This is a genomic window from Pseudomonas neustonica (genome assembly GCF_003797945.1).
GTDB lineage: Bacteria > Pseudomonadota > Gammaproteobacteria > Pseudomonadales > Pseudomonadaceae > Halopseudomonas > Halopseudomonas neustonica.
This window is the reverse complement of the sequence record NZ_RKKU01000001.1, coordinates 174,638-194,313: the sequence shown is the minus strand read 5'-3', so window position 1 is coordinate 194,313 and position 19,676 is coordinate 174,638. Positions and strand designations below refer to the sequence as shown.

Sequence of the window (19,676 nt, the reverse complement as noted above, 5' to 3'; positions counted from 1 at the left end):
GAGTCTTCAGACCCACGCCATGCAAGAACAGTATTCACCGAGTGATATAGAAGCCGCCGCACAGACAGATTGGGAGAACGCAGACGCGTTTAAGGTCACTGAAACGCCCGACCAGGAAACGTTCTACTGTCTGTCCATGTTCCCCTACCCCAGCGGTAAGCTGCACATGGGGCACGTGCGTAACTACACCATCGGTGATGTGATTGCGCGTTATCAGCGCATGCAGGGCAAGAATGTGCTGCAACCAATGGGTTGGGATGCCTTTGGTATGCCTGCGGAAAACGCGGCCATGAACAACAAGGTTGCCCCAGCCGAGTGGACCTACTCCAATATTGACTACATGCGCACCCAGCTCAAAAGTCTGGGCCTGGCCATCGATTGGTCGCGCGAAGTCACAACTTGCAAGCCAGACTACTACCGTTGGGAGCAGTGGCTGTTTACCAAGCTGTTCGAAAAAGGCGTGATCTATCGCAAGAACGGCACGGTAAACTGGGACCCGGTAGACCAAACAGTACTGGCCAACGAGCAGGTTATCGACGGCAAAGGCTGGCGCTCAGGCGCCTTGATCGAAAAACGCGAAATCCCCATGTACTACTTCGCGATCACCGATTACGCGGAAGAACTGCTCAGCTCACTGGATGATCTGCCTGGCTGGCCTGAGCAGGTCAAGACGATGCAGCGCAACTGGATCGGCAAATCGGTCGGCATGGAAGTGCACTTCCCTTACGATACCGACAGCATCGGTCAAGACGGCAAACTGAAAGTCTTCACCACGCGCCCCGACACCCTGATGGGCGCGACCTATGTCGCGGTCGCGGCCGAACACCCGCTAGCCACCCTGGCGGCCAAAAGCGATAAGCGCTTGCAAACCTTTATTGATGAGTGCAAACGCGGCGGCGTCGCCGAAGCCGACATCGCCACTCAAGAAAAGAAAGGCCTGCCGACCCCCTTGTTCGTCAAGCATCCACTGACTGGCGCCAAAATGCCCGTTTGGGTCGCCAACTACGTGCTGATGACCTACGGCGAAGGCGCGGTGATGGCCGTACCGGCGCACGACGAACGTGATTTCGAGTTTGCCACCAAGTTTGACCTGCCAATCAAGCCGGTTGTACGCACTTCTGCCGGCGACTCCACGCCAGCGCCCTGGCAGGACGCTTACGGCGAGAAAGGCGAGCTGATTAACTCGGAAGAGTTCGACGGCCTGGACTTTGCCAGCGCCTTCACCGCCATTGGTGATGTACTGGAGCAGAACGATTTGGGCGCGCCACGCACCCAGTTCCGACTGCGCGACTGGGGCATCAGCCGCCAGCGTTATTGGGGCTGTCCGATCCCGATCATCCATTGCGATGCCTGCGGTGACGTGCCGGTACCCGAAGATCAGCTGCCGGTCGTACTGCCCGAAAACGTGGTACCTGACGGCTCGGGTTCGCCGCTAGCCAAAATGGCTGATTTTTATGATTGCAGTTGCCCCAAGTGCGGCGCTGCGGCCAAGCGCGAAACCGATACCATGGACACTTTCGTAGAAAGCTCCTGGTACTTTGCCCGCTACGCCTCGCCTAACTATGATCAAGGTATGGTTGACCCCAAAGCCGCCAACCACTGGCTGCCCGTTGACCAATACATTGGTGGAATCGAGCACGCCATTCTGCACCTGTTGTACGCGCGCTTCTTTACCAAGCTGATGCGCGACGAAGGCTTGATTGAGGCCAGTGAGCCTTTCAAGAACCTGCTGACCCAAGGCATGGTGATCGCAGAAACTTATTACCGCCTTGAGGCCAATGGCAGCAAAAGCTGGTTCAATCCCGCTGACGTGATAGTTGAGCGCGATGCCAAGGGCAAGATTCTCGCTGCCAAGCTGGAAAGCGATGGCCTGCCGGTTGTAGTCGGCGGCATCGAAAAGATGTCCAAATCAAAGAACAATGGCGTGGACCCGCAGGCGATGATTGAGCAATACGGCGCCGATACCTGCCGCTTGTTCATGATGTTTGCTTCACCGCCGGATATGAGCCTGGAATGGTCCGACTCAGGGGTCGAGGGTGCTTTCCGCTTCCTGCGCCGCGTCTGGCGTCTGAATCACGCGCACGCTAACAATGGTGGTCCGGCAGGCAAGCCAGACCTGAACGCCCTCAGCGATGCACAGAAAAACGTTCGCCGGGCTATCCATCTGGCAATCAGGCAAGCCAGCCAGGATATTGGTCAACACCACAAGTTCAATACCGCCATCGCGGCGGTCATGACGCTAATGAATGTGTTGGAAAAAGCGCCACAGGAGACCGCGCAAGATCGTGCCCTGCTGCAAGAAGGTCTGGAAACAGTCGCACTGCTGCTGGCCCCTATTGCGCCGCACATCTGCCACAGCCTCTGGCAGGCACTGGGTCACAACGATGCTGTCATCGACGCACGCTGGCCGCAGCTGGATGAAAACGCGCTGACGCAGGATACGCTGCAGCTGGTCATTCAGGTGAACGGCAAACTGCGCGGCCATATCGATGTCGCTGCCGATACCAGCCGTGACGCCATTGAGGCGGCGGCAAGAGATAATGAGAACGTGCAACGCTTTACCGAAGGCCTGACCATCCGCAAGGTGATCGTGGTACCGGGTAAACTAGTCAATATTGTCGCCAACTGAATTATGCAACGGAGAGCCAAGATGTCCCTGAACACACCTCGTCTGCTGTTGAGCAGCGCCCTGCTCGGCGCGGCTCTGCTCGTCTCCGGCTGCGGCTTTCAGCTGCGCGGAACCGGCGTCGACAACGTCGAACTGAGTGAACTCGACGTGTCCGCCAGTAACCGCTACGGGCAGACCTATCAGCAAGTACTGGACGCGCTTGAGATTGACGGTGTACAGGTCACCTCGACCGCACCTTATAAGTTACAGCTGCTGGATGAGTCTGTCGGCCGCCGCGCCCTCAGCTACACCAGCCGGGCGACGCCTGCCGAGTACGAGCTGACCAGCGACTTGACCTTTGTGATCTCCGACCGCCAGGGCCGTGCTCTGATTGGCCCGGAAACCCTGGACACGCGACGCACTTACGTCAACGACAAGGACAACATCATCGGCACCAGCGAAGAAGAGAGCCTGCTGCGTCGCGAGATGCGCGGCGACCTGACACGGCAGCTGCTGTTTCGTCTGTCGAGTCTGACCGAAAGTGAGCTGTCTGCGCGCGAGCAGACCCTAGACCAACAGCAGGCACGCTGAGCCTCTTATGAAGCTGAACGCGGCGCAACTGCCACGCCAGCTGAAGGAAGGCCTGGCGCCAGTCTACGTCGTCAGCGGCGATGATCCGCTGCTGACCAGCGAGTCTGAGGACCTTATCCGCAAGGCATGCCGCGACGCAGGTAGCGAAGAACGCCAGGTATTCCACGTTGATCGCAGCTTCGACTGGTCTCAGCTCTACGAGGCCAGCCACAGCCTGTCTCTGTTCGCCCAGCAACGCATGCTGGAGCTACGCATTCCTGGTGGCAAGCCGGGCGATCAGGGTGCCAAGGCATTGCTAGGCTACTTGGAGCAGCCGCCAGCAGACACTACCCTGCTCGTTAGCCTGCCAAAACTGGATGGTACAACGCTGCGCAGCAAGTGGGCCAAGACGCTGGTCGAGCATGCGGACACCCGTTTTGTCCAAGTGTGGCCGATAGAAGCCCATCAGCTACCCAGCTGGATGCGCGACCGCCTCGCCGCCGCTGGCATCCAGGCCAGCCCGCAGGCTTTAGAGCTTTTGTCTGCGCGGGTGGAGGGCAACCTGCTCGCCGCCGCTCAGGAAATCGAAAAGCTTAAACTTTTCTGTGCCAGCGGCGAGCTGGATCTCGACACCGTGCAGCAGGTGGTTGCCGACAGCGCTCGCTTTGATGTTTTCAACCTGTCTGATGCCATGTTGCTGGGCCAGCCACAACAGGCTGTTCGGATTCTGCAGGGTCTGCGGGGCGAAGGCGTTGAGGCGCCTGTGGTGCTCTGGGCTCTGACCCGTGAATTACGCACACTCGCCAACATGGCGCAGGAAAGCGCAAGAGGCATTCCGCTGGAGAAGGTGTTTTCCAGCCAGCGACCGCCTATCTGGGATAAACGCAAACCGGTAATGAAAAGCGCACTGGATCGCCATCCAGCCGGCGCCTGGGAGCAGTGGCTGGGTGCAGCGCAAACCGTTGATGAACAGATCAAGGGGCAGGCTCAAGGCTCGCCCTGGGACGGCCTGGCGCGCATTCTGGTAGAAGCGGCAGGCGTACGCCTCAGTCTTTGAGACTTCAGCACCTGCTAATCAGCAACAACTCAGCGCAGCAACAACAACGGACACTGGGTATTGCGCAGCATGCCGGTTGTGGTACTGCCCACCAGGAACTGCCGAATACGTGAGTGGCCGTAGGCGCCCATCACGATCAGGTCGATACTCTCTTCGCGCTGATAAGCCAGCAGCGCAGCCTCAACCTCACCCGTACGCACCGCAGTGGTAACACTGAACCCTGCTTGCTGCAGACGTTGCTGTGCGGCGCCCAAGCTGGCCCAGGCCTCTTCGCTATCGCCACTGACCATCAACAGGTGAATTGGCAGCCCGGCAAAGAGTGGGCTGTCCGCCAGCATTTCCAGACCCTTGCGGGTGCTGGGGCTGTTGTCATAAGCCAGTAACAGATTGCGCGGCGCCGTGAACTCGCCCGTGGTGACCAGGATGGGACGATGCAGAGTACGTATCACGCTCTCCAGATGGCTACCCACGTGGCGTGCCAGAGAGTCACTTACCTCGCCCTGACGCCCCATCACCAGCAGCCGGATATCGCTTTCCAGCTCGCGCAGCGTATCGACCAACTCGCCGTGACGCTGACGCGTCAAAGGTGCTTCAACACCGTCGGCACGTACGCGCTGAGCTGCTGCTTCGAGCATGGTTTTACCTTGCTCACGCAGCAGCCGCCCACGCTTTTCATCCAGCTCGGCCAATTCAACCAGCAGATGCTCACGACTACCCAAGCCAATGTTGCCGGACAGGTCCGCATGGGCTGGCGACTGACTGTGATCCAATACATGCAGTAGCTCAAGCGGTGCTTGCAAACGCTGACTGGCCCAGGCCGCGTAGTCGCACACGGCAACCGCAGCGCCGGAGCCATCAATGCAGGCCACTACCTTGGCTTCGCTTTCGCTCATCTGCTGCTCTCCTTGTTGCTGTCGGGTTAGTTAGGCTCAGTGATCCATCAGTCGGTCAACGGCATCGGGTTTGTCATGCACACCAAAGCGATCAACGATGGTCGCACTGGCCTCATTCAAACCTATTACTTCCACCTCGCTGCCTTCGCGGCGGAACTTCATTACCACCTTATCCAACGCTCCCACAGCAGTAATATCCCAGAAATGTGCGCGGCTAAGATCAATCACCACCTTATCAAGCACCTCTTTGAAATCAAAGCTGTCGCTGAACTTGTCTGCGGAGCTGAAAAACACCTGCCCGACCACCTGATAACGCCGCTCGGTGCCGTCGGTATTGGCCTCACTGGTGATATACAAGAAGTGGCCAATCTTATTGGCAAAGAACAGCGAAGCCAGCAGCACGCCAGCCAACACCCCGTAGGCCAGGTTATGCGTGACAACCACCACCAGCACTGTGGTGACCATGACGATATTGGTCGACAGCGGGTGCTTGCGCAGATTACGCAGCGAGTCCCAGCTGAAGGTACCGATGGAAACCATGATCATCACAGCAACCAGTGCAGCCATGGGAATCTGGCCAACCCAGTCGCTGGCGAATACCACCATCAGCAATAAAACCACACCTGCGACAAAGCACGACAAACGCGTACGCCCGCCAGACTTCACGTTAATTACCGACTGACCGATCATAGCGCAACCCGCCATACCGCCGAGCAGGCCCGAGCCGATGTTGGCAATCCCCTGCCCCTTGCACTCCCGGTTCTTGTCACTGCTGGTATCGGTCAGATCATCAACGATGGTCGCGGTCATCATGGATTCGAGCAGGCCGACCACGGCCATGGCAGCGGAATAAGGCAAGATTATCAGGAGCGTATCCAGATTCAGGGGTACATCTGGCCAGAGGAAGATCGGCAGGGTATCCGGCAGCTCACCCATATCTCCAACGCTGCGAACATCCAGCCCTAAACACATGGCAACGCCCGTCAGCAGCACAATGCATATCAGCGGCGAAGGAATGACTATATTTCGGCTCCAGCGCGCGGTTACCGTAGCCAGAATGATACCTATCAAAACGACCCCGTAACCCGCCCGCACATCTATGCTACCGATCACCAGTGCGAAACCAATAATCAAGCCATAAAGGCCAACACCTGGAAAAGTGTACTTGCCCAACCAGGGCAGACCGTAAATCAGGCCAAGACCCGCTGCGGTCAAGGCATATACATGCCAGGTAACATTGGTCAACTCTGGCAACTGCGCCATAAAAATCAAGATAGCCAAGGCGTTAACAAAACCGGTTACGACTGAACGCGAGACAAAACGCATTAGCGAGCCAAGGCGTAAATAACCAGCGCCTATCTGCAGCACCCCACAGAGAATGGAGGCAGCGAGCAGATACTCCAAGCCATGATCCCGCACCAGGGTGACCATCAAGAGCGCCATAGCGCCTGTTGCGGCCGAGATCATGCCAGGCCGGCCACCGGTAAAGGAAATCACTACAGCGATACAGAATGAGGCGTACAGGCCGACCTTGGGGTCAACCCCGGCAATAATGGAGAACGCGATAGCTTCAGGAATAAGTGCCAGCGCTACCACTAAACCTGAGAGCAGGTCACCACGCACATTGGAAAACCACTGTTGGCGAATGGATTCGATCAGAGTCATAAATTATTTCTGCCGGTTCGATATAGCTGATTGACTGCCCAGCAAGGGCGATGGCGCCCTGATAGACACGCACTCTTTGCAAGGCTGCTGCATAAGGTGTTGATGCGCGGACGCCGCACGCAAACAACGAACACCACTGAAAAGAGGGCTAAGGTGGCGTAACGCCGCTTGGGCAAAACATAGCTTGTCCGTCATTCAGTCTGGGAGTAGAAGGCCGCGAACTTTAGCACAGCGTCGCCATGCGGACCACCGCACAACCCCGCCACACGTTATCGCGTAGCGCTGGCAGGAACCTTCCAACGTCAGTATCCTCCAAAGCAAACACCCGTACCTTGGCGCCAGACCCGGTGCCAGACCGCTTTCAGGAATGACTACATGCGCCATCCATCCCAACGCCGCGCCGGCATATACTTAATCGCCTGCGCCAGCCTGTTCAGCGTCACCGCCTGCGCCGACACCCCGATCAAAGCCCAGATTGAGACGAGCCAGGCCGCCGCCCAGCCAAACAGCAGTGTAATGGTAGACCCCGTTGTCATTCCGCGTAGCTTTGCCGACTGGCGCGCCGACTTTCGTGTCGAGGCATTGGCGCAGGGAATCGATCCGCAACTCTTCGACCGTGCCTTCGCTGGTGTCACCCCCGACCCTGATGTGATCAAAGCAGACCAGAGCCAGCCTGAGTTTTCGCGGCCGGTTTGGGCTTACCTGGACAGCGCACTATCGAGCCAGCGAGTTGCTACCGGACAGCGTAAACTTGGCGAGCAGCGCGCCCAGTTGGCGCGTATTGAGCAGCGCTATGGCGTAGACCGCCATATCCTGGCGGCCATCTGGGGCCTGGAAAGTAACTTCGGGCAAAATATGGGTAACCGCCAGGTCATTCGCTCCCTGGCTACACTGGCGCATGAAGGACGGCGACCTACCTTCGCCCACGATCAACTGCTCGGCGCCATGGATATCCTGCAGCACCGTGACATTGAGCCCGAACGCATGCTCGGCTCCTGGGCAGGCGCAATGGGCCAAACCCAATTCATCCCGACCACCTACAACCAATATGCCGTTGATTTCGATGGCGACGGCCGTCGTGACATCTGGTTTAGTGCCACCGACGCCCTGGCATCGGCCGCGCATTACCTGCAACAGTCCGGCTGGCAAAGCGGGCAGCCCTGGGGGCAGGAAGTCAAACTACCCGATGGTTTCGACTACGCTCTGGCCGACAGCAGCATCCGCAAACCCATGCAACAATGGGCTGAGCTGGGTATCACTGACGCCAAGGGCGCGCCATTGGCGCCCGGCTTGAACGAGCAAAGCGCCGCCCTGCTGTTGCCCGCTGGCCATCGCGGACCCGCCTTTCTGGTCATGAACAACTTCCGCACCATCATGCGCTACAACAACTCATCCAGTTACGCCCTGGCTATCGGCCTGCTGTCGGAGCGCTTTCAGGGCGGCGGCAAGGTCGTCGGCAGTTGGCCAACCTCCGATCGCCCGCTATCACGCAGCGAACGTACCGAGCTGCAGACGCTGTTGACACAACAGGGCTTCGAGCCGGGCGGCATTGATGGCATCATAGGTGCCAACACGCGTGCTGCCATCCGTCGAGTTCAGCAGCAACTGAGCTGGCCTGCGGACGGCTACCCGACACCGGAGTTGCTGGAGCAGTTGAAGCGCAGACAGTAAGGCATACGCGCAAAGCACCGGCCAGCACTGGTCGGTGCACGCGACAGGTTCTGTGATAAACTTTGCCGTGGCCACAAGCCGACCCGTGCCCAGCACATTCCCCCGTGGAGCCGCTACCCGCAGGAGCCCTGATTCCGATGTCCGACAGTCCGCAGAAAACCGTTTCCAGTGGCGAGAAGTTTCGTAATGCCCAAGGCATTCCGGCCATCAAGGACGGCCAAAAACGCCGCAACTCCAGCGAACCAAAAGTGTTTAGTCCCAAGCCCAAATGGCTCAGGGTCAAAGCGCCCAGTGGTGACCGCTTTGAAGCGGTAAAGCGTAATGTTGGCGAACATCGCCTGAGTACCGTATGCCAGGAGTCGCACTGCCCTAATATGGGCGAGTGCTGGTCAAACGGCACAGCCACTATCATGGTCATGGGTTCGGTGTGCACAAGGGCCTGTCGCTTCTGTGCGGTGGACACAGGTAACCCGAACGGCTGGCTCGACCAGGAAGAGCCGGAAAACACGGCCAAATCGGTTGAGCTCATGGCGCTACGCTATATAGTGCTTACCTCGGTTGATCGCGATGATCTCGAAGATGGCGGCGCGGCCCACTACGCCGCCTGCGTCAGCGCCATCAAGCAGCGCACTCCGCATGTAGTGGTAGAGGCGCTGACACCGGACTTTGATGGTGACCTTTCAGCGATCGAACGGGTGGTTGATTCCGGCCTGCAGGTTTTTGCGCAGAATGTTGAGACGGTCAAGCGGCTGACCCATGAGGTTCGCGATCCGCGCGCTGGTTATGAGAAAACGCTCAACGTCTTGGCACATGCCAAGCGCCACCGTCCCGACGTGCTGACCAAAACCAGTCTCATGCTCGGGCTGGGTGAAACCGATGAGGAAGTGCTGCAGACCTTCGATGACCTGCGAGCCATCGGCGTGGATATCGTAACCCTGGGACAATACCTGCAACCTACGCGCAATCATTTATCGGTTCAGCGCTGGGTTAGTCCTGAGGAATTCAACCGCTTCCGCGATCTGGGATTGGAAAAAGGCTTTATGGAAGTAGCATCTGGGCCGCTAGTCCGCTCCAGCTACCGAGCCGACCGGGTGTTTGAAAAGAACAATCTGGGACTGGCCGCCCCTGTGGCGGTGCCAGGCCAGGATATTGATCAAAGCCTGATCCCTGCCCTGAACCTGAATTAATCAAACCAAACTGTAGCCCAGGCGCTCACGCAGCGCCTGAGTTAGCTGCTGCTCGACAGTTTCAAACAACAGCGTGCCCGCAACCAGCTCCCTCATCTGAACCATGCGCAGCCCCGCATAGCCGCAAGGGTTGATTCGCTGGAAAGGCTCCATATCCATATCAACGTTCAAAGCCAGCCCGTGAAACGAGCACCCACGCCGCACTCTTAGTCCCAGAGAGGCAATCTTGTTACCCGCCACATACACACCCGGCGCATCCGGCTTTGGTGCGGCATCCAGATCATACTGGCGTAGCACATCAACCAACGCCTGCTCCATGGCGGTAACCAGATCGCGCACCCCTAAGCCCAAGCGTCTGAGATCCAGCAACAGATAGGCGACCAGCTGGCCAGGCCCATGATAGGTGACCTGGCCTCCCCGCTCGGCCTGAACAACGGGTATGTCGCCTGCCGCCAGTACGTGCTCCGCCTTGCCCGCCTGCCCCTGCGTAAACACAGGAGGATGCTGCAACAGCCATATTTCATCGGGGGTGTTGGCGTTACGCTCATCGGTAAACCGCCGCATGGCATCCAGCGTTGGCTGGTATTCAACCAGCCCCAACGCACGGACGTAAAGCTCAGGGATAGCGCCCATCAAAGCACCATATGCACGCGACCCGTTGCCTTCAATTCCTTGTGCAGGGCGTCCAACTGCTCAGGTCCGGTCGCAGTGATAACAATGCGTAAGGATAGAAAACGCGCGTTTTTACTGTCCTTGATCTCGATGCTGGTGGTATCCACGCCAGGTGCGTGTTTTTCAACCACCGAGCAGATCACTTCGGCAAAATCATCAGCGGCGGCGCCGATTATCTTGATCGGATATTCACAAGGGAACTCAATCTTGGGTGCCCGCGGCTCACTGCTATCGGCCATTAGTTTTCGCTCCCGATTCAGTTAAACAGACCATAAAAGAACAGCCGAACACTGTCCCACAAACGACCTACAAAGCCGGCTTCTGCAACATCAGACAAGGCAACCAAAGGAGCCGAGTGTACGATTTCATCACCCAGCTTAACCTCAACCTGACCCAGCACGTCACCCGCTTTAATCGGCGCCTGAATTGGAGTCTGCATGGTGACGCCCGCTTCCAGCCTATCCAGCTGACCTTTGGGCAAGGTCAACTGCAAACCGTTCTGCAAACCGAGGTCGACCTGTTCTTGTTGCCCTTTCCAGACGCGTGCCGTCGAAATAACCTGACCAGGCTGATAAAACGTCTTGGTCTCAAAGAAACGGAAGCCCCATGTCAGCAGCTTCTGAGTTTCCGCTGCGCGTGCCTGCTCGCTGGTGGTACCCATGACCACAGAAATCAGGCGCATATCCTCGCGCTTGGCAGAAGCCACCAGGCAGTAGCCAGCTTCTTCGGTATGACCGGTTTTCAGGCCGTCAACCGTGCTGTCACGCCAGAGCATCAGGTTACGGTTAGGCTGGCGTATCTCGTTCCAGACGAACTCTTTCTCACCATAAATCTTGTAGTGCTCTTCCGGGTCATCGTCGATGATGGCACGGGCCAGGATCGCAAGGTCACGAGCGGAGGAATAATGTCCCTCGGCCGGCCATCCCGTAGCGTTGACAAAGTGACTATTAGTCATGCCCAGGCGCTTGGCCTGGCCATTCATCATATCGGCGAAAGCGTCTTCACTGCCGGCGATATGCTCGGCCAGCGCGATGCTGGCGTCGTTGCCGGATTGAATGATGATGCCGCGCATCAGGTCAATCACCGGGACCTGGTTGCCCACTTTAATGAACATCTTGGAGCCGCCCATACGCCAAGCTTTCTCACTAACCAGCACCAGGTCATTCTGGCCTATCTGCCCGCGTTTGATTTCCTGGCTGCCGATATAGCTGGTCATCATTTTGGTCAGACTGGCTGGGGGCAGCGCCTCATCGGCGTTGTGCTCGACGAGCACTGCACCGCTGTTGGCATCGATCAGCAGGTAGCTGGACGCGGCTAACTCGGGTGCTGCAGGCACAATGGGCGCCGCTGACTGCGAGTCCAGCGTGGGTGCCGAGTTGAGTGTGGGCGTTTGTGCCAGAGCGCTGACGGAAAGCAATGTAGCGCCGGTGACGAGCAAGGTGGAGATCAGATTTTTCAGCATGTTACTCACAATCAAAGGTGGAGTGCGTTTATTCAAAACAGATTATTCAGTTAACCGTAACCAGCGTAGGCGTGCCCATATTGGCAAGGCGCAGAGCCTCCATAAGGCGTCGAGCTTCGTCCTGACTGGTTACCGGACCAAGGCGTACTCGATGCAAGGTACGCGCATCCTGCTGGAACTCACTGACAAAAACATTGGCGGACACAACGCCCCTCAAACGCTGGCGCAGCTGCTCGGCAGACTGAGGGTTGGAAAAAGCAGCAACCTGGAGATAGTAGCCCGTGTGCCCAAGTTCAACTGGCTCTGGCGGTATAACCTCGGCTGGCTGCGATACTACCACTGCGGGCTGACTGACTGCCGACGGATTCTGCACCAGATAGCTGGGGTTGTTCTGTTGTTGCCAAGCGACCGGATCAATACCCTCAACCAGCACATGAGCAGTACCCTGATCTGCGTAGCCCAGTTTTTTGGCAGCTGCATAGGACAGGTCAATGATGCGATCGGAGTAGAAAGGCCCACGATCATTTACCCGCACAATAATCTTGCGATTATTCGCTAGATTGGTCACTTGCACATAGCTGGGCAGTGGCAGGGTCTTGTGCGCAGCGGTCATGCCATAGAGATCATAGAGCTCGCCATTGGCGGTGTTTTGACCATGAAACTTGGTCCCGTACCAGGAAGCGGTGCCCTCTTCGCGATAGTCACGGCCATCCTGCATAGGATTGTAGTCGCGCCCCAAAACACGATAAGGCGCGGCCTTGTAGCGCCCGGTATGCGGCACGGGTACAGCATCCGGAATCTGGGATACGTCCTGCATATAACTGGGCGGCCCATCATGCACGGTGCGCACTGGACCAGGCATACCGGCGGCCGGCGCTGCACCGCTACCACTAGTGGTATTGGGACCAGAAGAACAGGCGGCTAGAGCCAGCAACGCCGCGCAGCTACAGGTACTGCGAAAAAGGGAGATAAAAGCTGGCTTCATTGCTGCCGGGCCTCACGTAACAAATCGGCTAGTTGGTGTACCACCATGGCATACATCACGCTGCGGTTATAGCGGGTGATAACATACAGGTTGTTAAGACCCAGCCAATACTGCATTTGTTCCCCGGCATCAAACTCGAACGCCATTACCTCTGCGTCCGCATCCAGGGTGACCCGCGGCGTCCAACCAAGTTGTCGCAACTCGCCAACTGTCTTGCGAGCTTCCAGCCCCTGCTCGAGGGTAACGCCCTCGGCAAACTGATCGCCGCTGACATCGGCAGCAATCGCTATATCAGCACCGTGCTCCCAGTTGTGCTGACGGAAGTAGTTGGCAACACTACCAATCGCATCGACCGGGTTGTTCCAAATATCCACGACCCCATCACCATCAAAATCGACAGCAAAAGCCTGGTAACTACTGGGAATAAATTGGCCATAGCCCATGGCACCTGCGTAGGAGCCCTTGAGCGCCAGCGGGTCCATTTGCTGCTCGCGAGTCAGAACCAGATAACTTTCCAACTGACGACGGAAAAAATCAGCGCGCGGGGGATAGTCGAAACCGAGCGTCGTCAATGCATCGATAACGCGATAGGAGCCCATATTGCCGCCATAGGAGGTCTCTACCCCCATGATCGCAAGAATAATTTCAGGCTCGACGCCATACTCCTTCTCGGCGCGGGCCAGGGTATCGGCATGCTCATTCCAGAACGCAACACCCTGCTCGATACGCTTGTCGGTAATAAAGATCGCACGGTATTCATGCCATGGCTTGACCCGCTCCGCGGGGCGGGCGATCGCCTTTAAAATAGCCTCCTGACGAACCGCCTGATCTAGCAGATCCTGCACATGCTGAGCATTAAAACCGTATTCCAACTGCATTTTCTGCACAAAGTCAGGCACACCTGCATGCTCGGCACTGTAATCCTGCGCCAGCGAACCGCTGGCCAACAATGCCGAAACCATCACTGCGCTGACCCGACTAAACCAACGGCAACCACGACCCGCGTTGTTTTTATACATGTTTTGTTTCAATCCCGGCCCACGTCATGAACTTTGTGCCATCCATTTACGGTGCGTATGGATGGACATGAGAATGCCGAACCCTGACAACAGGGTAATCAGCGAAGTACCGCCGTAACTGATAAAGGGCAACGGCACGCCCACCACCGGCAAGAGCCCACTGACCATGCCAATATTGACAAATACATAGACGAAAAACGTCAAGGTGATACTACCTGCAAGCAGTTTGCAGAATGCGTCCTGTGCTTGCAACGTGATAACCAGACCGCGACTGATCAGCAACATATAGACCCCAAGCAGCAGGCATACCCCAACCATGCCGAACTCTTCGGCCAGTACCGCGATGATAAAGTCGGTATGCCCTTCTGGCAGGAAATCCAGATGCGACTGCGTACCCTGGAGCCACCCCTTGCCAAACACGCCGCCGGAACCTATCGCGGCTTTGGATTGGATGATATTCCAGCCGGAGCCCAAGGGGTCACTCTCCGGATTAAGGAAGGTTAGTACCCGTTGTTTCTGGTACCCATGCATCACGAAATACCACATACCGGCTGCCGCGGGCGCCAGCAAAAGTAGCGCACCAATAATGTAACGCAACAGCAGCCCAGCCAACAAAAGCGCAAAAATCCCGGATGCAGCAATCAGTAATGAGGTGCCCAGGTCAGGCTGTTTAAGAATCAATACCACCGGTATAAAGATGATCGCCAGCGCGATGACCACATGCTTGAAACGCGGCGGAAGCGTGCGTGCGCCCAGATACCAGGCCACACTCATGGGCATGACCAGCTTGAGAATTTCCGAGGGCTGAAAACGCATCACACCCGGCACTGTGAGCCAGCGCTGCGCGCCCTTGGCTTCGGTGCCAAACAGCAGGACCGCGACCAGCAACAAGGTACCGCCGACATAGGCAACAGGCACCCAGCGCTGCATGAACCTTGGCTGAAACTGCGCAATAACAACCATCACGGCAATACCGACAGCAAAGTAAGCCATTTGCCGGTAGACCATGCCTACACTCTTGCCACTGGCAGAATAAAGCACGAAGGCATCAACCACCGCGAGACCAAGGATCAACACCAGCAACCAGGGATCGACATGAATACGCGTCCAGAAGGACTCCCGGCGACTCAGCCCGGCAGAAGCAGGCATGGGGGTTGGACGCTTCATGGCGCTGCCTCCTGAGGCGCATCGGTTATCTCAACCTCAGGTTTGGGCAGGCGCGGCAACACCCAGGCGTCGAAAACCGCGCGTACTACCGGGCCAGCAACCCGCCCCCCCGACTCGCCATTCTCAACCAGCGCGGCAACCGCGATCAACGGCTTTTCAGTGGGCGCAAAGCCGACAAAAAGGGCGTGATCTCTATGGCGCTCGCGCAGACTCTTGGAGTCGTAACGCTCGCCCTGCGCTATGGCAACTACCTGAGCAGTACCGCTTTTACCGGCCATATTATATTCCGCCCCCTTTGCAGCGGCACGCGCCGTGCCATGCGGCGACTGCATCACATCCTGCATAGCCTGAGTAATGAAGCCCCAGTCCGACTCGTCGCGCAATTTGATGTCGTCTGGGGTGTCAGACTCATCAGGCGGAATGCCTTCTGCATCCATCAGTAGCCGCGGGCGATGCCACTTACCATGATTGGCGATCAGCGCCATGGTCTGCGCCAATTGCAGAGGTGTAGCCAGCATATAGCCCTGCCCGATACCGGCAATCAGGGTTTCTCCGGGGTACCAGGGCTGCTTGTACTTGTTCCGTTTCCACTCGCTGGACGGCATCAGGCCCGGCGCTTCTTCATACATATCAATCGAAACGCGCTGACCAATCCCGAAACGCGTCAGGTAGTCGTGCATTTTATCGATACCCATTTTGTTCGCCAGATCATAAAAGTAGGTATCGTTCGAGCGGGCGATCGCGTAAGACATGTCTACCCAGCCATCACCACTGCGGTTCCAGTTACGGTACTTGTGACTGAAGTTGGGCAACTGAAAAAAGCCCGGATCATACACTCGGGCACTACGCGTGGTGGCGCCGCTGTCCAGCCCAGACAGCGCGACTACTGGCTTGATAGTTGAACCAGGCGGATACTGGCCGCGCAAAACGCGATTGAACAGGGGCTGATCCAGCGAGTCACGCAACGCGCCGTAGTCTGCGTAGCTAATGCCGGTGACAAACAGGTTGGGATCAAAGCCAGGCTTGCTGACAAAAGCCAGTACGCCGCCAGTCGCCGGGTCGATGGCAACCACCGCGCCGCGCCGATCACCCAGGGCTTCTTCGGCAACGCGCTGCAGGTTGGCATCCAACTGCAAGGTCAAATCCTTGCCGGCTACTGGTTCGGTTCGCGAAAGCACCCGCAAGACCCTGCCGCGGGCGTTGGTTTCGACTTCTTCGTACCCGACGGTGCCGTGCAGCAACTCTTCGTAGTAACGCTCGACACCCGTTTTTCCTATGTAATGGGTGCCCGCGTAAGCCACGGTATCAATCGATTTGAGTTCACGCTCGTTAATGCGCCCTACGTAACCCAGGGCATGAGCAAAATGGTCTGCAAAAGGATAATAACGAACAAAGCTCGCCTGGACCTCGACCCCTGGTAAGCGAAACTGGTTGATCGCGATCCGGGCAATCTGCTCCTGCGTCAGCTCCAGCATCACCGGCACTGATTCAAAAGGGCGCCGCGCCTGCATCAGACGCCGCTCAGCTTGCTCCACGTCTTCATCACTGAGCGCCAATAACGATTTAAGCAAATCAAAAGTAGCCGGCAGGTCCTTCACCCGGTCACGGGTAATGGTAAGACTGTAGCTGGGCCGATTTTCCGCCAACACTTCGCCGTTACGGTCGTAAATGCGGCCGCGCGTTGGCGGAATTGGCTGCACATGCACCCGATTATTTTCCGACAGCGTGGAGTGATGCTCGTATTGCGTCACCTGCAAGTAATACATACGAGCGACCAGAGCACCAACCAGCGCCAACACCAAGACAGCCGCCACCAGCAAGCGGCGATGGACTATCCCGGCATCTTTACTATGGTCTTTCAGGTGAATTGGCTTGGACATGAATTACTTGTGGTAGGGGTGGCGATTAATAATGGTCCAGGCCCGATATAACTGTTCAGCAAGCAGTATGCGTACCAGCGGATGCGGCAACGTCAAGGCAGACAGCGACCAGCGCTGGTCACTGCGCGCACTGACTTCGTCGGCCAAACCCTCGGGGCCACCGACCATCAGGTTAACGTTACGCGCATCCAGCCGCCACATCTCCAGCTGCTCTGCCAGCGTCTCGGTTGACCAGGCTCGACCTGTGACCTCCAGCGTTACGATGCGTTCCCCTGGCTGCACCGCTGCCAGCATCTGCTCACCTTCACGGCGCATCAGACGACTGACATCAGCATTTTTACCACGTGTTGCCAGCGGAATTTCCACCAGCTCCACGGGCAAATCAGGCGGCATGCGCTTGGCGTACTCCTGATAGCCCTGTTCTACCCAGCGTGGCATCCGCGATGCCACGCTGATCAGGCGAATACGCAAAAGGCCTTACTCCACGGGACGTTGCTGCTGTTCGCGACGCGACTCGGCACTCTGCCACAGGCGCTCAAGATCATAGAACTCGCGCGTAGCCGGCTGCATGACGTGTACTACCACGTCGGCCAGATCGACCAAGACCCACTCTCCGGAACCCTTGCCTTCAATACCCAGAGGCTTACGACCGGCCTCTTTGGCTTTCTCAACCACATTATCACTGAGCGCGTTGACGTGACGGTTGGAAGTGCCGCTGGCAATGATCATGAAATCCGTCACGCTCGTGTGCTCACGCACATCAATGCGCACGACATCCTTAGCCTTGAGTTCATCCAGCGCGTTCTCAACCAGTTGCGCAAGCTCTTCGATCTGCATAAGACGTTTAAATCCTCAATATCAGGGCCGATACAGCCCTTTAGTTTCAATATAGTCAAGTACGGCGTCCGGCAACAAAAATCGCGGCGAAGCGCCGCTGGCCACCAGGCCGCGAATATGCGTTGCAGAAATCGCCAAAGGCGTCTGCGACAAGCAAAAAACATGTCCAGCACTGACGTTAGCCAGTCGCTGCGGGTCATCCACACTGCGGGCAGCCAGCAGATCCTTTAGTACTTCGGGCACGTCCACATCGTAATCCGGACGCTGCAGCACCACTATGTGTGCCAAGCCCAGCAATTCCTGCCAGCGATGCCAGCTCGGTAGCCCGCAAAAGGCGTCCCAACCCAACACCATAAACAAGGCCACCTCACTACCCAGCTCAGCGCGCAAGGACTCCAGTGTGTCCAGCGTGTAGGACGGCTTTTCACGGCATAGCTCGCGGTCATCAACCTGCAAACCGCCGCCCTTGCCTACCGCCAGCTGCACCATGGCCAAACGTTGATCCGCGCTTGCGCCGGGTACCTCACGATGCGGCGGCCGCGCGCTGGGAATTAGCCTCAGCTCATCAAGTTGCAGCCGCTCGCGCACCTCTATAGCACTGCGCAAATGACCAAAGTGCACCGGATCAAAAGTGCCACCCAACAGGCCGATTCGCTTCCTCATCCGCGTATCACTGACGAATATGGCCGTCGCCGAATACCACGTACTTCTCGCTGGTCAAACCATCCAGGCCTACCGGACCACGGGCGTGAATCTTGTCCGTAGAGATACCGATTTCAGCGCCCAGGCCATACTCAAAACCATCAGCAAAGCGCGTCGATGCGTTAATCATCACCGAACTGGAATCAACTTCGGCCAGGAAGCGACGAGCACGGGAAAAGTCTTCAGAGACCATGGCATCGGTGTGCTGTGAGCTATAGGTATTAATATGCTCAATAGCCGCATCCATATCAGCAACTACTTTGACCGATAGAATCGGCGCCAGATATTCGGTGGACCAGTCCTCTTCGGTAGCAGCAACAGCCTGCGGCAACAGCTCACAGCTCAGCGGGCAGCCGCGCAGCTCTACTCCCTTGGCCGCATAGATAGCAGCAACCCGAGGCAGGAACTCTGCCGCCACGGCCTGATGTACCAATAGTGTTTCCATTGCATTGCATACGCCGTAACGATGGGTCTTGGCATTGATAGCAATGGCTTCAGCCTTATCCAGATCAGCGCGATCGTCGACATAAACGTGACAAATGCCATCCAGGTGTTTGATCACTGGCACGCGGGCATCTTTACTGATCCGCTCGATCAGCCCCTTGCCGCCACGCGGCACAATCACGTCAACATAGTCCGGCATGGTAATCAGTGCGCCCACCGCCGCGCGGTCGGTGGTCTCCACCACCTGCACAACTTCATCAGGCAAGCCGACCGCTGCCAGTCCAGTGCGCAGGCACTCGGCAATGGCACGATTGGAGTGAATCGACTCTGAACCGCCGCGTAAAATACAGGCATTACCCGATTTCAGGCACAAACTGGCCGCTTCTACGGTCACATTGGGACGGGACTCGTAAATAATCCCGATCACCCCCAGCGGCACACGCATCTTGCCCACTTGGATACCGGAAGGGAGGAACTTCATATCACGGATAACACCTACCGGGTCTGGCAGTGCCGCAACCTGGCGCAAGCCTTCGATCATCGTCTGCAGGCGAGCTGGCGTCAGCGCCAGCCGGTCCAGCATGGCGTCATCAAGACCGCTATCGCGCCCGGCCTGCAAATCCAGTTCGTTGGCTGCGACCAACCTGTCGCTGGCTGCCTCGATCGCATCGACTGTTGCCAGCAAAGCCGCGTTTTTGACCGCTGTCGTCGCGCGAGCAATGACCCGCGATGCGCGTCTGGCGTTCTGCCCCAGCTCGGTCATGTAAACGACCACCTGTTCCGCACTCATGCTGTTACCCATTACCTGTCTGCGCAAATGCGGCATTATAGCTGGGTCACCGGGCACTTGACAGGGC

18 protein-coding genes are annotated in these 19,676 nt (G+C 57.4%); 5 read left to right on the top strand and 13 right to left on the bottom strand.

The annotated features are described in order from the left end of the window. Positions 1 to 19: 19 nt before the first annotated feature. The 3 genes from leuS to holA are packed head-to-tail and all read left to right on the top strand — an operon-like array spanning position 20 to position 4,235. Entirely contained in the window at positions 20 to 2,629 is a 2,610-nt protein-coding gene (gene leuS / locus EF096_RS00810) for a leucine--tRNA ligase (RefSeq protein WP_123887702.1), read from the top strand. A gap of 21 nt (positions 2,630 to 2,650) precedes the next feature. Then, on the top strand, positions 2,651 to 3,199 hold the full coding sequence (locus EF096_RS00805; protein WP_158611215.1) for an LPS-assembly lipoprotein LptE: 549 nt from the start codon (positions 2,651 to 2,653) through the stop codon (positions 3,197 to 3,199). Between the two features lie 7 nt (positions 3,200 to 3,206). Further along, on the top strand, positions 3,207 to 4,235 hold the full coding sequence (holA, locus tag EF096_RS00800; RefSeq protein ID WP_123887700.1) for a DNA polymerase III subunit delta: 1,029 nt from the start codon (positions 3,207 to 3,209) through the stop codon (positions 4,233 to 4,235). 29 nt (positions 4,236 to 4,264) lie between these two features. Here the strand turns inward: holA and EF096_RS00795 are convergent, their stop codons facing one another. Continuing rightward, on the bottom strand, positions 4,265 to 5,128 hold the full coding sequence (locus tag EF096_RS00795) for a universal stress protein (RefSeq protein ID WP_123887699.1): 864 nt from the start codon (positions 5,126 to 5,128) through the stop codon (positions 4,265 to 4,267). 36 nt (positions 5,129 to 5,164) lie between these two features. Continuing rightward, positions 5,165 to 6,793 carry a SulP family inorganic anion transporter gene (locus EF096_RS00790; RefSeq protein ID WP_372237824.1) on the bottom strand — a complete coding sequence of 543 codons (1,629 nt, stop codon included), beginning with the start codon at positions 6,791 to 6,793 and terminating at the stop codon, positions 5,165 to 5,167. Positions 6,794 to 7,168: 375 nt separating this feature from the next. Between EF096_RS00790 and EF096_RS00785 the strand changes: the two genes are divergently transcribed. Further along, complete coding sequence (locus tag EF096_RS00785; RefSeq protein WP_123887698.1) at positions 7,169 to 8,464, top strand: lytic murein transglycosylase; 1,296 nt, start codon at positions 7,169 to 7,171, stop codon at positions 8,462 to 8,464. A gap of 137 nt (positions 8,465 to 8,601) precedes the next feature. Next, positions 8,602 to 9,651 carry a lipoyl synthase gene (gene lipA / locus EF096_RS00780; protein ID WP_123887697.1) on the top strand — a complete coding sequence of 350 codons (1,050 nt, stop codon included), beginning with the start codon at positions 8,602 to 8,604 and terminating at the stop codon, positions 9,649 to 9,651. On the opposite strand, the gene lipB is transcribed toward lipA, so the two are convergent. From lipB to EF096_RS00725, 11 genes are read right to left on the bottom strand one after another with little or no spacing between them, the layout of a single operon-like run. Next, positions 9,652 to 10,284, bottom strand: a complete 633-nt coding sequence (gene lipB, locus EF096_RS00775; protein WP_177412282.1) for a lipoyl(octanoyl) transferase LipB — start codon at positions 10,282 to 10,284, stop codon at positions 9,652 to 9,654. Then, the gene (locus EF096_RS00770) at positions 10,284 to 10,562 is read right to left on the bottom strand and encodes an HP0495 family protein (protein ID WP_123887696.1); all 279 of its coding nucleotides are present in this window, start codon (positions 10,560 to 10,562) and stop codon (positions 10,284 to 10,286) included. Before EF096_RS00770 ends, lipB begins: the two co-directional genes overlap by 1 nt. A 17-nt stretch (positions 10,563 to 10,579) precedes the next feature. Beyond that, the gene (locus tag EF096_RS00765) at positions 10,580 to 11,785 is read right to left on the bottom strand and encodes a D-alanyl-D-alanine carboxypeptidase family protein (protein WP_123887695.1); all 1,206 of its coding nucleotides are present in this window, start codon (positions 11,783 to 11,785) and stop codon (positions 10,580 to 10,582) included. Positions 11,786 to 11,831: 46 nt separating this feature from the next. Continuing rightward, on the bottom strand, positions 11,832 to 12,770 hold the full coding sequence (locus EF096_RS00760) for a septal ring lytic transglycosylase RlpA family protein (protein WP_123887694.1): 939 nt from the start codon (positions 12,768 to 12,770) through the stop codon (positions 11,832 to 11,834). Beyond that, positions 12,767 to 13,789, bottom strand: coding sequence for a lytic murein transglycosylase B (gene mltB / locus EF096_RS00755; RefSeq protein ID WP_372237825.1), 1,023 nt, complete (start codon positions 13,787 to 13,789; stop codon positions 12,767 to 12,769). The genes EF096_RS00760 and mltB overlap by 4 nt, the downstream gene beginning before the upstream one ends. Positions 13,790 to 13,813: 24 nt before the next feature. Beyond that, positions 13,814 to 14,956 (bottom strand): rod shape-determining protein RodA, encoded by a 1,143-nt coding sequence (rodA, locus tag EF096_RS00750; protein WP_123887693.1) that lies wholly within the window; start codon positions 14,954 to 14,956, stop codon positions 13,814 to 13,816. Continuing rightward, positions 14,953 to 16,836 carry a penicillin-binding protein 2 gene (mrdA, locus tag EF096_RS00745; RefSeq protein ID WP_123887692.1) on the bottom strand — a complete coding sequence of 628 codons (1,884 nt, stop codon included), beginning with the start codon at positions 16,834 to 16,836 and terminating at the stop codon, positions 14,953 to 14,955. The genes rodA and mrdA overlap by 4 nt, the downstream gene beginning before the upstream one ends. A gap of 3 nt (positions 16,837 to 16,839) precedes the next feature. Then, a complete protein-coding gene (gene rlmH / locus EF096_RS00740; RefSeq protein ID WP_123887691.1) occupies positions 16,840 to 17,307 on the bottom strand; it encodes a 23S rRNA (pseudouridine(1915)-N(3))-methyltransferase RlmH in 468 nt (155 codons plus the stop codon). 6 nt (positions 17,308 to 17,313) lie between these two features. Continuing rightward, positions 17,314 to 17,673 (bottom strand): ribosome silencing factor, encoded by a 360-nt coding sequence (gene rsfS / locus EF096_RS00735; RefSeq protein ID WP_123887690.1) that lies wholly within the window; start codon positions 17,671 to 17,673, stop codon positions 17,314 to 17,316. A 21-nt stretch (positions 17,674 to 17,694) separates the two neighbouring features. Then, positions 17,695 to 18,336, bottom strand: a complete 642-nt coding sequence (gene nadD / locus EF096_RS00730; protein WP_123887689.1) for a nicotinate-nucleotide adenylyltransferase — start codon at positions 18,334 to 18,336, stop codon at positions 17,695 to 17,697. A gap of 7 nt (positions 18,337 to 18,343) precedes the next feature. After that, entirely contained in the window at positions 18,344 to 19,609 is a 1,266-nt protein-coding gene (locus EF096_RS00725; RefSeq protein ID WP_235869585.1) for a glutamate-5-semialdehyde dehydrogenase, read from the bottom strand. Positions 19,610 to 19,676 lie beyond the last annotated feature (67 nt).